This window comes from Pseudomonas sp. CGJS7, from assembly GCF_036961695.1.
Genome location: NZ_JBAMDI010000092.1, coordinates 1 through 13,259 on the forward strand (window position 1 = coordinate 1; position 13,259 = coordinate 13,259).

Annotated in this window: 12 protein-coding genes; 7 read left to right on the forward strand and 5 right to left on the reverse strand. The window is 58.9% G+C overall.

Translation table 11 applies throughout. The features are described from left to right. The coding region (locus V7787_RS37005; protein WP_336092574.1) for a putative sulfate exporter family transporter at positions 1-433 on the reverse strand (433 nt) is incomplete at its 3' end. Between the two features lie 112 nt (positions 434-545). Here V7787_RS37005 and V7787_RS37010 point away from each other — a divergent pair. Continuing rightward, positions 546-1,433 (forward strand): LysR family transcriptional regulator, encoded by an 888-nt coding sequence (locus tag V7787_RS37010; protein ID WP_336092577.1) that lies wholly within the window; start codon positions 546-548, stop codon positions 1,431-1,433. Between the two features lie 217 nt (positions 1,434-1,650). On the opposite strand, the gene V7787_RS37015 is transcribed toward V7787_RS37010, so the two are convergent. Beyond that, positions 1,651-2,106, reverse strand: coding sequence for a MaoC family dehydratase (locus V7787_RS37015; protein ID WP_004577493.1), 456 nt, complete (start codon positions 2,104-2,106; stop codon positions 1,651-1,653). 231 nt (positions 2,107-2,337) lie between these two features. Here V7787_RS37015 and V7787_RS37020 point away from each other — a divergent pair, with 231 nt between their 5' ends. The 4 genes from V7787_RS37020 to V7787_RS37035 all read left to right on the forward strand — a co-directional run bounded on the left by V7787_RS37020 (position 2,338) and on the right by V7787_RS37035 (position 7,165). Further along, positions 2,338-3,363 (forward strand): AraC family transcriptional regulator, encoded by a 1,026-nt coding sequence (locus tag V7787_RS37020; protein ID WP_336092583.1) that lies wholly within the window; start codon positions 2,338-2,340, stop codon positions 3,361-3,363. Positions 3,364-3,634: 271 nt separating this feature from the next. Continuing rightward, positions 3,635-4,987 carry an MFS transporter gene (locus V7787_RS37025; protein ID WP_336092585.1) on the forward strand — a complete coding sequence of 451 codons (1,353 nt, stop codon included), beginning with the start codon at positions 3,635-3,637 and terminating at the stop codon, positions 4,985-4,987. A 28-nt stretch (positions 4,988-5,015) separates the two neighbouring features. Then, on the forward strand, positions 5,016-5,744 hold the full coding sequence (locus tag V7787_RS37030) for a nitroreductase (RefSeq protein ID WP_020192108.1): 729 nt from the start codon (positions 5,016-5,018) through the stop codon (positions 5,742-5,744). 101 nt (positions 5,745-5,845) lie between these two features. Then, positions 5,846-7,165, forward strand: a complete 1,320-nt coding sequence (locus V7787_RS37035) for an OprD family porin (RefSeq protein ID WP_198748081.1) — start codon at positions 5,846-5,848, stop codon at positions 7,163-7,165. Between the two features lie 150 nt (positions 7,166-7,315). Here the strand turns inward: V7787_RS37035 and V7787_RS37040 are convergent, their stop codons facing one another. Next, positions 7,316-8,728, reverse strand: coding sequence for a purine-cytosine permease family protein (locus V7787_RS37040; RefSeq protein WP_014590635.1), 1,413 nt, complete (start codon positions 8,726-8,728; stop codon positions 7,316-7,318). A 378-nt stretch (positions 8,729-9,106) separates the two neighbouring features. Beyond that, positions 9,107-9,559: an Lrp/AsnC family transcriptional regulator gene (locus V7787_RS37045; protein WP_336092589.1), complete on the reverse strand. Its 453-nt coding sequence runs from the start codon at positions 9,557-9,559 to the stop codon at positions 9,107-9,109. Positions 9,560-9,670: 111 nt separating this feature from the next. On the opposite strand from V7787_RS37045, the gene V7787_RS37050 reads away from it, so the two are divergent. Both V7787_RS37050 and V7787_RS37055 read left to right on the forward strand, forming a co-directional pair. Further along, complete coding sequence (locus tag V7787_RS37050) at positions 9,671-10,285, forward strand: LysE family translocator (protein ID WP_064493008.1); 615 nt, start codon at positions 9,671-9,673, stop codon at positions 10,283-10,285. Positions 10,286-10,351: 66 nt separating this feature from the next. Then, positions 10,352-10,984 (forward strand): LysE family transporter, encoded by a 633-nt coding sequence (locus tag V7787_RS37055; protein WP_198748083.1) that lies wholly within the window; start codon positions 10,352-10,354, stop codon positions 10,982-10,984. Between the two features lie 19 nt (positions 10,985-11,003). Here V7787_RS37055 and V7787_RS37060 read toward each other — a convergent pair whose 3' ends face one another. After that, positions 11,004-13,187, reverse strand: coding sequence for a GAF domain-containing hybrid sensor histidine kinase/response regulator (locus V7787_RS37060; RefSeq protein WP_064493007.1), 2,184 nt, complete (start codon positions 13,185-13,187; stop codon positions 11,004-11,006). Between the last annotated feature and the right edge of the window lie 72 nt (positions 13,188-13,259).

Below are 13,259 nucleotides of genomic sequence, written 5' to 3' on the forward strand. Positions count from 1 at the left end.
CGCTGCCGGCGGCGGTGAGCAAGGCGGTATCGCGGTCGAGCTTGAACACTTTCATGCCACACCACAGGCCGATCAGCAGGGTACTGGTGACTACCAGCACCGACACGATAAGCCCCGACCAGCCGACTTCGGCAATTTCCTGCAGGCTTACCCGCAGGCCAAAAAATGCCACCGCAATGCGTAACAGGCCGCGAGCGGAAAAATTGATGCCTGCCGCCCAGCTTGCCGGTACGCCGTCACGCAGCGCGTTGCCATACAAGGCACCTGCGACGATACCCACGATCAGCGGGCTGATGCCCAGGTTGGCGATAGCGGGCAGGGCCGCCAGTTGAGTGACTGCGACCGCGAACAGCGCGACGAAAAGAATGCCATTGAGCCGCCCTCGGGTGGAGAGGGTAGGGGCAAAGGCAGGGTTGGACGGAACCGTGGCCATGTGAGTCCTCCGGAAAAGGTGTTTCGACAAGGCCTACGTTAATCTGGTTATAAGCTTATAAAAAATCGTAATTTAGGATGGCAAATATCCGAAAATCTGATAATTTTCAAAAATGACCCCAGAACAGCTGATAGCATTCGCCACGGTTGCCGAACACGGCAACATCAGCCATGCCGCTCAAGCCCTGCACCTGTCGCAGCCGGCGGTGTCCGGCCAGCTCAAGCTCTTGCAGGAGGCGTTTGGCGAACCCCTTTACCAACGTGCCGGCCGCGGCGTGCGGCTGACAGCGGCCGGTGAGCAGTTGCTGGCGCATGCCGAGCGCCTGCGCGAAACCTTCCGACAGGCGCAAGCATTGCGCGAGGCCATGCGCGGGCTGGAGCGCGGCACCGTGCGCATCGGCGCCAGTACCACGCCTGCCAGTTACCTGCTGCCTTACCTGATCGCCGATTTTCACGGGCGTTATCCGGATGTGCTGGTCAGCACCTCGCATGGCAACACGGCGGAGATCGTCGCCGCCCTGGACAGTGTTGATATTGCCCTGATCGAGGGGCCGCCCGGGCAGGAGTTGCCGTTGGGTACGCAAGTGACGCCGTGGCGCGAGGACGAGATCGTGGCGATTGTGCCCCGTGGGCATCCCCTGGCAAGCAGTGACCAGCAGACACTGGCGGCGCTCGGCACCTACCCCTTGGTACTGCGTGAAAGCGGCTCGGGTGTGCGGCAGATCGTCGAGCGGGCGTTTGCCCGTGATGGCGTGGCAATGCGAGTGGCGCTGGAGATCGCTGGCGTTGAAGGGGTAAAAGAGGCGGTCCGGGCCGGGATGGGGGTTGGCTTTGTGTCGGCGATGTCCATTCGTCATGAAGATGGGGCGCTGCACCGGCTGCAGGTTGCGCCGCAGGCGCTGGTGCGGCGTTTTTCCATTCTGTTGCCGCATGGGGCTACGCCTTCGCGGGCTGCCTCGCGGTTTCTTGAATTGTGTGTTGCCATGCAAGAGGTGGGTTGACTGTGCTGGCCTCTTCGCGGGCGTGCCCGGTCCCACAGGTTACAGCACAGATGTTGAAGACTGCGCTGTACCTGGACTGCCCGCCAAAATTTGAAAGCCTGCGCGCTGCGCTTGCTCAGCCGCTTCGCGCAATTGCGACCCTCTGACGGCGGTACTTGAGAGAGATGTTTGGGGGCTTCTGAGCAATGAGGATTGGCCAAATGGATCGGCGTCGGGGTCATTTTGCTCGTGCGATTAGCACGGTCAGGTCGTAAGTCAACACCGAACCGGTGCCGGCTACCTGCACAGCAATCGCGAGCGTGACCCAGCCGCAATCGTCTCGACGAGCGTGCTGTGAGACATTCATCACCTTTGCCGTCAGGCTGAGCCTATCTCTCGGCTTCACAGGTCGATGCATGATGAAGTTTTCAATGCGGTGCCCGGCCACGACATGCGTCACCGAAAACAGCGCATCACACAGCATTCGCTGAGCCAGTGCGAAGGTATGCACGCCGCTTGCACAATGTACGCCCAGGGGGCTGGAAAGCGCCTGAACGGGATCAGTGTGCATGTATAGCGGATCGTATTGCTTTGCGAAGGCGATGATTTCGTCTTGCGCCAACGCTTCATCTCGATGGTGTGTCCACGCCTGGCCGACAGAAAACTGCTCCCAGAACATCTCGCTGGCACTCATGGAAAGGGCCTTAAACAGGTGGGGTGACTATCCTGGATGCAGGGGCGAGAATGAAGCAATGCCCGCTTACCTCAGGTGTTGTGACCTCTCTGGGCGGTAATCCAAAACGTGTTGCAATAAAAAACAAGGGGCGTTGACACCTGGCACAGTGATATTGGTACGGTAGATCTTCTACGGGTGTGTCTGCTTTGCAAGGCAGCCTTTGGTATCGAGTTAGCAACGGAGCCCCAGATGGAGTTTTCTGCCCACAAAGGCACTACGTCGATCAGCCTCGTGCGGGACGCACTTCAAGGAGCAGAACTGCGTGGCCTGGATGTTGCTACTGTGCTCAGCCACGCGCATATTGATCCACGCCTGCTGGACCAGCGCTATGCCAGGGTACCTGCTGGTACGTTCTCCAGATTGTGGATTGCGTTAGCGGATTTGCTCGACGATGAGTTTTTTGCGGCAGACAGTCACCCTCTTCGCAGAGGTAGCTTCAAGCTGATGGCGCAATTGGCCCTCGGCTGCGACACCATTGGGCAGGCGCTCAAGCGGATTCTGGCGTTTCTCAGGACTGCTCTTGATGACATCTACGGGTCGGTGGAATGCGAGGGAGAGCATGCTGCAATTATCATTCATGATCATGGTGAGTTGCGAAGGGTGTTTTGTTACGGTGCCTGGCTGGTGCTCGTGCACGGCCTGCTTTGCTGGCTGTGCGACAGGCGCATTCCTATTGTGAAGTTATCGATGCGTCCTCCTCAGCCGGTGGACGACAGCGACTATCGAATGCGTTTCTGTGAGGAAATCGAGTGGAGGGCCGATAGAACCTCCGCTGTGTTCGAGAAGAGCTTTCTGGCGTACAAGGTTTGCCAAACGCCCGCTTCTCTTCCTGCCTTTCTAAAAGGCACGCCAAGTAACTTCCTTGTGAAATACCGTAACGACGACAGTACGAGCATTATGATCCGGCGGCGATTAAAACTGCTCTCTCCACACACGTGGCCTGAACTCGATGAGCTCGCCCGCGACTTGAGTATGTCCAGTTCCACCCTACAGCGAAGGCTCTATGCTGAGGGTTTCACCTACCAACGGCTCAAAGATAATCTAAGGCGGGATATTTCCATCAGTCTGCTGTGCCGGGCAGGTATGACGGTGGATGGCGTTGCGTCAGAGGTTGGCTTCATTGAGACCAGTGCGTTCCACAGGGCATTCAAGAAATGGACGGGTATCACCCCTGGTGCTTACAGACGCTCGTTGCGTAGCCCTCGAGGAGACTAGTCCGCTGCGCTTGGGCTGATCACCCTCTGTTCGGAGCCATCCGGTTTTCCAAAAACTGCCCGTTCCGGTCAAGCAGAATGATGCCATTGGGCATGGTTGGCGCTTGCCATAAGGCCTACGATTTTTCTCGGGCGCCGTCTAGTTGGTGCCTCTCAACTCTCCCGACTCACACGCGGAACCATGCGTACCTGTGCGTGTGGTCGAGTTGTGCCAGATCGCTATACGTATGTGGACTTCAAAAACACAACAATAAGATTGAAGGAGACACGGTATGAGTTCTTTGAATATGTACACGTTGACCGAAGAGTCGAAGTTCAACCGCTTTCATGGACTTATTCTATTCTGGTGCGTGTTGATTCTGATTATTGATGGTTACGACTTGGCAGTGGTGGGGGCTGCCCTGCCAGCCATCATGGCCGATATGCAAATTGACGCAACCAGCGCCGGGGTAATGGCTGGCTCAGCATTGTTCGGGACAATGCTGGGCGCCATTTTTTTAGGCACATTGGCAGATCGAATTGGCCGGCCGAAAATGATCGCGATGTGTGTCGCGCTGTTCAGCGTTTTCACCGCTGCGGCAGGGTTCACTGACAGCCCGCTGACCTTCAGTATCATGCGCTTTATCGCCGGCTTGGGAATTGGCGGTGTGTTGCCCATCTGTACGGCGCAGATGGGTGAGTTCTCGCCCTTGAAAGTTCGCACCCGGCTGGTGACCATCGTTTTCGCAGGCTATTCGGTGGGCGGAATTCTGGTAGCGCTGACGGGTAAACAACTGATCGAAAGCTACGGTTGGCAATACGTGTTTTACGTGGCAGTCCTGCCAGTGGTATTGATTCCTTTCATTCTCAAGACAATGCCCGACTCTATCGGCTTTATGTTGAAGCAGGGTCGACAAGACCAGTTGAAAGTCATCGCGCGTCGCCTTCGTCCTGACCTTGTGATCAAGGATGACACGCAATTCGTTGGCAATCCGCAGATTATCTCTGCTCAAGACAAGCCGGTACGAAGCCTTTTCCTGGAAGGCCGTGGATACAGCACGGTCATGATCTGGATGGCATTCATGACCGGGCTGTTCATGGTGTATGCGCTCAATTCGTGGCTCACCAAGTTGATGGCCATGGCGGGTTTCAGCCTCGGTTCAGCCCTGAATTTCGTCATCGTGTTCAACCTCGGTTCGATCTTCGGTGCAATTCTGGGTGGATGGCTTAGCGATAAATTCAGCATCAAACACGTCTTGGTGGTGTTCTATGTGGTGGGCGCGGTCGCACTCACGTTGCTGGGATATACCCGCTCCACCGAACTGCTCTTTGTCGTCGTGTTCATCGTGGGGGCCTCGACCCTTGGCACCCAGCTTCTGGCCTATGCATACGCCGGCGATTTCTATCCCTCCACCATCCGCTCGACTGGCGTCGGTTTTGCATCGGGGGTTGGTCGCGTCGGGGCGATTGTCGCACCTGTTTTGATTGGTGCCTTGGTGTCGATGGCGTTGCCGCTGGAGCAGAACTTCATGGCAATCGCGCTCGCCGGCCTGGTAGGGGCTGTTGCAGTGACCATGATCAACCAATCCCGCTCTGACTCGGCTGTAGTGAGGAAGAAGGCCACGGTTGCGCACGAGTTGACCTGACCGTAATTCTGAGAGACAGGTGCCAAGTATGCTTATTGATCGCTTGCGCGAATCACCGGTAGGTTCGGACGAAGCAGCCCGTTTGATCGACTGGGCAATTGTCTCACGTCGGAGCATCAGGTCGTTCCTCCCAACCCCAGTTCCGCTAGAGGAAATCGAAGCGATGCTGAACGTTGCTCGCTTTAGCGCAACAGGCGTCAACCTGCAGCCCTGGAATGTGCATGTTGTTACCGGTGATATGAAGGCACGGTTGTCCGCAGCACTTGCTGAGGTTGATGACCATCCGGCTGATGACCAACGCTTTTCTGATCCCTACGCGTATTACCCCAGGGAGTGGACGTCTCCCTACATCGAGCGGCGCAGGGAGGTAGGGTGGGGGCTCTATAGTTTGTTGGGCATCAGTCGAAGCGATAAACAAAGGATGCATGAGCAACACGGCCGGAATTATCGCTTCTTCGGGGCGCCTGTTGGCCTGTTCTTCACGATTGACCGCGTGCTTCAGGAAGGGAGCCTGCTGGATTATGGCATGTTCCTGCAAAGCCTCATGATTGCCGCACGGGGAAGAGGCTTGCACACCTGCCCACAGGCAGCATTCCTTAAATATCACAGCATCATCACTGAAATGCTGGAAATACCGAAGAGCCAAATGCTCGTCTGTGGGATGAGCTTGGGTTATGCCGATGATGGCAGCATTGAGAACACGTTGGTTACTGGCCGTGAGCCCGTGCGTGCATTCACTACCTTTCACTCAGAATAAAAACTGGCGTGCACCCTGTGCAAGTTTGGCGTCGGACAGGTGATGCTGTTTCGATCATTCCGCTAAAGCGGGCCTTAACCCATTTGTAGAACTGGCATTGCATGGGGCGCTTAGCGGCGGACCATGCTCAAGCACACAACAAGAACAAGGTGCCTGTGATGTCTATTGCTTTTAAAAAAACGTTGGCTTGTTCAGCAACACTGCTAGTCGCGCCTTATGCTTCTGCCGCGTTCGTGGAAGACTTCAAAGGCAGCCTTGAGCTCCGGAACTTTTACTATAATCGGGATTTTCGCAATGATGGCGCCACTCAGTCCAAGCGCGATGAGTGGGCGCAAGGTTTTATCTTGAACCTGCAATCCGGTTTTACAGAAGGGCCAGTGGGCTTCGGTATTGATGCGATGGGCTTGCTGGGGGTGAAGCTTGATTCCAGCCCGGACAGAACGGGATCAGGGCTGCTGGCCTACGATTCCAACAGGCAGGTTGAGGATGAATACGGTAAGTTCGTGGCCACCGCCAAAGCGAGGATGGGTAAGACGGAGTTGAGGATAGGGGGGGTAAACCCTCTGATGCCTCTACTCTGGAGTAATAACAGCCGCTTGCTGCCTCAGGTCTTTCGCGGTGGTTCGCTGACCGTCAACGATATCGATAAATTGACGGTAACGGCTACAAGAGTCAACGCAGTGAAGCAGCGTAATTCCACCGATTTCGAATCACTCACAGCCACTGGCTATGCCCCGGTTGAGGCGGACCACTACAACTACCTGGCATTTGACTTCAAGCCTGCGAAGGACATGACCTTCAGTTTGCACGCCGCCGAACTTGAAGATCTCTATAAATCCTACTTCGCCGGCATTAAAGTCATCAAGCCGTTGTGGGAAGGCAATGTGATCGCGGATGTTCGCGTGTTCGATGCCAGCGAGACGGGCTCCAAAAAACTGGGTGAGGTGGATAACAGAACGCTGAGCAGCTACTTCGCCTACAGCATCAAGGGACACACCATCGGTGGCGGTTACCAGAAGGCCTGGGGCGACACCTCGTTTGCGTTCGTGAACGGCACGGATACCTATCTGTTCGGCGAATCGCTGGTCAGTACATTCACTGCCCCTGAGGAGCGAGTGTGGTTCGCAAGGTACGACTTTGATTTCGCCGCGTTGGGTGTACCGGGCTTGCTGTTCACCACTCGGTACATGAAAGGTGATGATGTCAATCCTGATCTGCTGACCAGCCGCCAAGCTGCTTCACTCCGCCTCAACGGGGAGGATGGCAAAGAATGGGAGCGGGTCACTGATATCTCTTATGTTATTCAGAGTGGTCCGGCGAAGGGTGTTTCGTTCCAGTGGCGTAACTCCACGAACCGCTCGACCTACGCTGACAGCGCTAATGAAAATCGCCTGATCATGCGCTACACCTTCAACTTCTAAATAGCGAAACGGGCCGGCCTTCTGAAGCCGGCCCATTTTTCGCCATTTATTCCCAATCGAAGGGTTCGCTGTTTTCCGCCTGAATTGCACCAGGCGTTCGGACGCCTGCACCCAGCCGTTTCATCTTTTGCTACGAAAGGCCAGTACCGATTAAGCCACTGCTGCCAGCTTGGCGCTGGTCTGCCGACGACGGTAGGCACTGTCTCGGCTCGCCAGCCACCAGTACAGCGGCGAGGTGATCGCCAACCCTACCAGCCACGACAGGTCAGCCCCGTTGATGTGCTCGGAAATCGGCCCGACGTACAGCGGGGTGTTCATGAACGGTATCTGCACCACGATACCCACAGCGTAGGCGATCAGTGCCTGCGGGTTGTAGCGCCCATAGATCCCACCATCGACCTGGAAGATCGACTGGATGTCGTAGTCACCTTTGTGAATGGCGTAGAAGTCGATCAGGTTGATCGCCGTCCACGGCACCAGCACCACCAGCAGTACCAGCACCATGTCAACGAAGTGGCCGATGAAGTCTGCCGAAGCGAACACCGCTACCACGCAGCAGGCCGACAGCACGATCAGCGACAGCACTGCCCGGCTTTTGGCGGTGGGGATCCAGCGATAGGCGAACGTTTGCACCAGGGTGATGATCGACAGCACCGCGCCATACAGGTTGAGAGCGTTATGGCTGATCACGCTGAGCAGGAACAGCACCAGCATGATCGGGCCGAGCGTACCGGTGGCCAGCTTGACCGCGTCCATGGTGTCCATGCCGGCTGGGATCGCCAGCACGGCCACGGCGCCGAAGATGAACGACAGGCTTGAGCCCAGGGCCGAACCCAGGTAAGTGGTCCAGAAGGTCGAGCTGACTTTGACATCTGCCGGCAGGTAGCGCGAGTAGTCCGACACATAGGGCGCAAAGGCGATTTGCCACAACGCCGCCAGCGACACGGTGGCCAGCCAGCCGGCCAGGTTGAAGCTGCCACGGGTGAGGAAATCGTCGCTTTGTACATGGGTGAAGATGTAGCCGAAGCCGACCACGATACCGATACCCAGTACCCAGGTGCCAATGCGATTGAGCACGTGGATGAAGCGGTAGCCGATAATGCCGATGATGCCTGAACCCAGCGCCCCGATGACGATGCCCACCGGTACCGGAACGGCGTCGACCACGCCATGCAGGGACTTGCCGGCAAGGACGATGTTGGATGCGAAGAAGCCGATGTACATGACGCCGGCGATCACCACCACCAGCAGCGCACCGAGGGTGCCGAACTGGGCGCGGCTCTGGATCATCTGCGGAATGCCCATTTGCGGGCCCTGGGCCGAGTGCAGGGCCATCAGCACCCCGCCGACCAGGTGGCCGACAAGGATGGCGACGATGCCCCATACCAGGTTCAGGTGGAACAGTTGCACACCCAGCGCGCCGGTGACGATGGGCAACGGCGCGATGTTGCCGCCGAACCAGAGTGTGAACAGATCCCTTACCTTTCCATGGCGGTCTTGCGGGGGCACGTAGCCGATCGTGTGTTTTTCTATCAGGGGTGCCGAATTGGCTGCACTGGTCATGACTGACTCCAAGGCAAGGTAGGGCATTGGGAACTGCCCGGGGGCGTGCCGGCGGTGGGCGACGCGTTCTTGTTGGAGCGATGATGAGGGGCGCGGGGATAACGAGAAATTAGTAAATATGTACCCATAAGCGTTAAAAAAACTAAGGCTGACAAAAGCTTAAGCGGGTGACGGTAGCAAGGAGAGTGCCAGCTGGCTGAAGGCCTTGGGGTAGAGGGACGGCGGGGGTGGCAACCGGATCACGGTGGGCTGGGTTGGTGCGATGTGCGCGTTTTCAGGGCAGATGAAAGGTTGCCTGGGCCGGCCTCTTCGCGGGTAAACCCGCTCCTACAGCAGGCGCGGGTTTACCCGCGAAGGGGCCGGCACAAGAGGAAACAGCTACATGGGGAGCAACCGATCCTGAATCACTTCCTTCATCACCAAGGTCGAGCTCAAGCGTCTCACATTGGGAATACTGGTCAGGTGCTCGTCATACAGCTTCTGAAACGCCGGCAGGTCCTTGGCTACCACATGCAGCAGGTAATCCGGGTCGCCGAACAGCCGCTGCGCTTCGACAATCTGCGGGATCTGCGCCAGTGCCGTTTCAAAGTCCGCCACCGGCTGGCGGGTTACCTCGCGTAGCGTCACGAATACCAGCGCGGCAAAGTTCAGCCCAAGGGCGCTCGGTGCCAGCCGTGCGTGATAGCCCAGAATGGCTCCGGACTCTTCCAGTGCCTTCAAGCGCCGATGGCAGGGTGACAGGCTGAGCCCCACGCGGTCGGCCAGTTCGGTTACCGACAGGCGCCCGTCTTTTTGCAGCTCGGCAAGGATTTTTCGATCAGTTCTATCCATTGGGAAGAATCTTCCAATTCATGAATGCCAAGGGGAAATATACGAAAGAATATCCCCGAGCGAAATCCGTAATCTTTCGACATCCCAATGCAGTAGATAAGGAAGATTCAAGTGGCTATCAGTGTGCTGACGGCGTTCTGGGCTGTGTCGATGCTGTTCGTGATTACCCCGGGTGCAGATTGGGCCTATGCCATCTCTGCAGGCATGCGCGGTCGCTGGGTGATGCCAGCGGTGGCGGGGATGTTGTCGGGGCATTTCCTGGCCACGCTGGTGGTGGCGGCCGGGGTTGGCAGCCTGCTGGCTGGTCACCCGTTGGCGCTGACCTTGCTGACCCTGGCGGGGTGCACCTATTTGCTGTGGCTGGGCGGTAACCTGTTGCTCAGCCCGTCCTTGCCGGCGGCCGGGCAGGGCGGCGCGGGGGAGTCGGGCTCGCGCTGGGCGTTGAAGGGTTTTTGCGTCAGCGGCCTGAACCCCAAGGTATTCCTGCTGTTCCTGGCCCTGCTGCCGCAGTTCACCGACCCGCAGTCGAGCTGGCCCGTACCGTTGCAGATCTTGTTGCTGGGGCTGGTCCACCTGTGCAGTTCGCTGGTGATCTACACGCTGGTCGGCTATGGCGCCAAAGCGGTGCTGAGCACCCGGCCGGGGGCGGCAAAGCTGGTCGGGCGGGTGTCGGGGATGGCGATGATTACCGTGGCCCTGGGCTTGATAGCCGGGCAAATGACCTGAATTTACCGGTTCAGAATGACTTCAGATACACTCGCTGCACCCTCATGCACAACCAGGAAGTGCGCCATGCCCGAAACCTCGCAACTGCTCACGTTCGCCCTGATTTGCCTCGGCATGGTCCTGACCCCAGGGCCGAACATGATCTACCTGATTTCCCGCTCGATCTGCCAGGGCCGCCAAGCCGGGTTGATTTCGCTTGGCGGTGTGGCTCTGGGCTTCGTCATCTACATGTTCTGCGCGGCAATGGGCATCACGGCGCTGGTGATGGCAGTACCCTTTGCCTACGACGCGCTGCGCATCGGTGGGGCGCTGTACCTGTTGTACCTGGCCTGGCAGGCGCTGCGGCCGGGTGGCCAATCGCCGTTCCAGCTCCGTGAACTGCCCGCCGACAGCCCGCGGCGGCTATTCACCATGGGGTTTGCCACCAGCCTGCTCAACCCCAAGATTGCCGTCATGTACCTGTCGCTTATGCCGCAATTCATCGAACCGGGTCACGGCAGCGTGCTGTTGCAGTCGCTGGTGCTGGGTTCGACGCAGATCGCCATCAGCGTTACGGTCAACGCGCTGATTGCGATCATGGCCGGCTCCATCGCCGTGTTCCTGGCTGGCAGGCCACTGTGGCAACAGGTTCAGCGTTGGTTGATGGGAACGGTGCTGGCGGGGCTGGCGGTGCGCATGCTGGCAGAAGGGCGCCGTTGATCGTCCATTGCGACAAGTATCAGTGGCCGAGTACTTGCCCGAGCATCTGGCACACCTGTTCTGCCGAGTAGGGTTTGGCCAGGAAGGTGAACCCTTGGTGCCCGCCTTCGGCAATCGCATCGCTAAAGCCCGAAGTAAGGATCACCGGCAACTGCGGGCGCTGGCGGCGAAGTTCGCGGGCCAGTGCCAAGCCACCCATGCCGGGCATGACCACATCGGAAAACACCGCATCAAAATCACCTGCCGGGCCAGTCAACTGCGCCAGCGCTTCTTCTGCCGAACGCGCATAGCTGATTTGGTAGCCGTGGTCCTCGAGGAACTGAGCCGTGAAGCTGCCCAGGTCGGGATTGTCTTCTACCACCAGTATTCGTCGCCGCTCGCCCTGTACCTGCGGCTGGCTGCCGGCCGAGGCGTCTTCGGGCAAGGCCGCAGGTGAGTCCTCCTGCGGCAGGTACAGGGTAAAGGTGGTGCCCTGGCCGGGGATGCTGTTCACCTGTACATCGCCCCCGGATTGCTTGGCGAAACCGAACACCTGCGACAACCCGAGCCCGGTACCTTCACCCGGGGCCTTGGTGGTGAAGAACGGGTCGAAGATGCGCTCCAGCAACTCGCTGGCAATACCGACTCCGCTGTCGCTCACCGATATCGCCGCGAACGGGCCAGGCAGCGAAGGCTGACCGCGCAAGGCAGGCAGGCACTGGTCGGCCTGCAGGCGCAGCTGCAAGGCACCTTCGCCTGCCATGGCATCGCGGCCATTGAGCATCAGGTTGATCACCGCGGTCTCCAACTGGCTGAGGTCGGCGCGGATGTGGCAGGGCGCTTGCGGTAACTGCAGCTCGACCCGGATGCGCGCGCCAGTGACGGTGTCGAGCATGTCGGCCATGGCCTCCAGCCGAGGCCCGGCCTCGAACACCTGTGGGCTGAGGGCCTGGCGGCGGGCGAAGGCCAGTAGCTGGCCGGTCAGTTTGGCACCACGGTCGACCGTGTCGGACATGGTCTTGAGGTAGCGCTCGCGGCGCTCCTCGGCCAGGTTGGGGCGCTGCAGGAAGTGCAGCGACGAGCGGATGATGGTCAGCAGGTTATTGAAGTCGTGGGCTACGCCGCCGGTCAGCTGGCCAATGGCTTCCAGCTTCTGGGCTTGGCGCAGTACGGCCTCGGTGTGCAGCAACTGAGTGGTGCGTTCTTCGACGCGATGTTCCAAGGTGGTGTTGAGCGCTTCCAGGGCCGCCATCGCTTCGCGCACTTCGGCATGGGCCTGGGCCCGTTGTATATGTGCCCAGCATCGCTCGGTCACTTCGCTGATCAGTGTTTGCTCGTAGTCGGTCCATGCCCGGGGTACGCGGTCGTGAATCGCCATCAGCGCGGTCAGCCTGCCACCCTTGATCAGTGGCATGCAGATGGTGGCCGTAATGCCGATGGCCTGAAAAGTCGCCGCCTCGTCAGCGGCCAGTTCGCGCAGGTTGTCATTGATCACCAGGGCCAGGCCGCTGCGCAGGCGGCTGACAGCCAGGCGGCCGAAGTCATGCAGGTGATAGTGGCCCACCAGGCGTGGTGAACCGGGGGTCACCGCATCGCCGCAAATGGTGAAACCGTCCTCGTCGGGGTCCATCACCGCATAGGCGCAGCTGGACAGGCCAAGGTGCTCGACCAGCATGCGGGTGGTGATGGCCATGATCTGGTCCGGGTCGGTTGCCTCGGTCACGGCTCGCCCGAGGGCATCGAGAAAGTTCAGGCGTTGGTTGGTGACCACGCTGGCGGTGGTTTCGGTGACCGTGTCGAGCATGCCCAGAATCTCGCCATCATGGCCGCGAATCGGGCTGTAGCAGAAGGTGAAATAGGCCCGCTCCAAACCTCCGTTGCGGTCGATCATCAGCGGGAAGTCTTCGATGTACACCGCTTCACCGGCCAACGCACGGTCCGCCATGCTGCTGATTTCATCCCAGGCTTCGTGCCACACGTCGCGGAAGGGGATGCCCAAGGCCAGGGGCTTGCGACCGAGAATCGGCGTGAACGCATCGTTGTACAGGGTGATCAAGTCCGGGCCCCACAGCACGGCCTGCGGAAAGCGCGAGGCCAGGCACAGAGACATCGTGGTTTTCAGGGCGTCGGGCCAATGTTCCAGCGGGCCCAGGGGAGTGCTGGCCCAGTCGTGGTTGCGGATGCGTTCGGCCATTTGCCCGCCGCCGTCTAGCCATCTAGCCATGTGCTTTGCCGGTCCTCTTTCTCAAGGCCCTTAGGGTGCACCGAGAATAGACCGTTGGCGAGGGTTTTGTGA

What these genes read in the sequence shown, in the direction of transcription:
- V7787_RS37040 (WP_014590635.1), bottom strand. Translation starts at nt 8,728, where the DNA reads ATGACCAGTGCAGCCAATTCGGCACCCCTGATAGAAAAACACACGATC.
- V7787_RS37035 (WP_198748081.1), top strand. Translation starts at nt 5,846, where the DNA reads ATGGGGCGCTTAGCGGCGGACCATGCTCAAGCACACAACAAGAACAAG.
- V7787_RS37010 (WP_336092577.1), top strand. Translation starts at nt 546, where the DNA reads ATGACCCCAGAACAGCTGATAGCATTCGCCACGGTTGCCGAACACGGC.
- V7787_RS37020 (WP_336092583.1), top strand. Translation starts at nt 2,338, where the DNA reads ATGGAGTTTTCTGCCCACAAAGGCACTACGTCGATCAGCCTCGTGCGG.
- V7787_RS37015 (WP_004577493.1), bottom strand. Translation starts at nt 2,106, where the DNA reads ATGAGTGCCAGCGAGATGTTCTGGGAGCAGTTTTCTGTCGGCCAGGCG.
- V7787_RS37030 (WP_020192108.1), top strand. Translation starts at nt 5,016, where the DNA reads ATGCTTATTGATCGCTTGCGCGAATCACCGGTAGGTTCGGACGAAGCA.
- V7787_RS37060 (WP_064493007.1), bottom strand. Translation starts at nt 13,187, where the DNA reads ATGGCTAGATGGCTAGACGGCGGCGGGCAAATGGCCGAACGCATCCGC.
- V7787_RS37025 (WP_336092585.1), top strand. Translation starts at nt 3,635, where the DNA reads ATGAGTTCTTTGAATATGTACACGTTGACCGAAGAGTCGAAGTTCAAC.
- V7787_RS37055 (WP_198748083.1), top strand. Translation starts at nt 10,352, where the DNA reads ATGCCCGAAACCTCGCAACTGCTCACGTTCGCCCTGATTTGCCTCGGC.
- V7787_RS37045 (WP_336092589.1), bottom strand. Translation starts at nt 9,559, where the DNA reads ATGGATAGAACTGATCGAAAAATCCTTGCCGAGCTGCAAAAAGACGGG.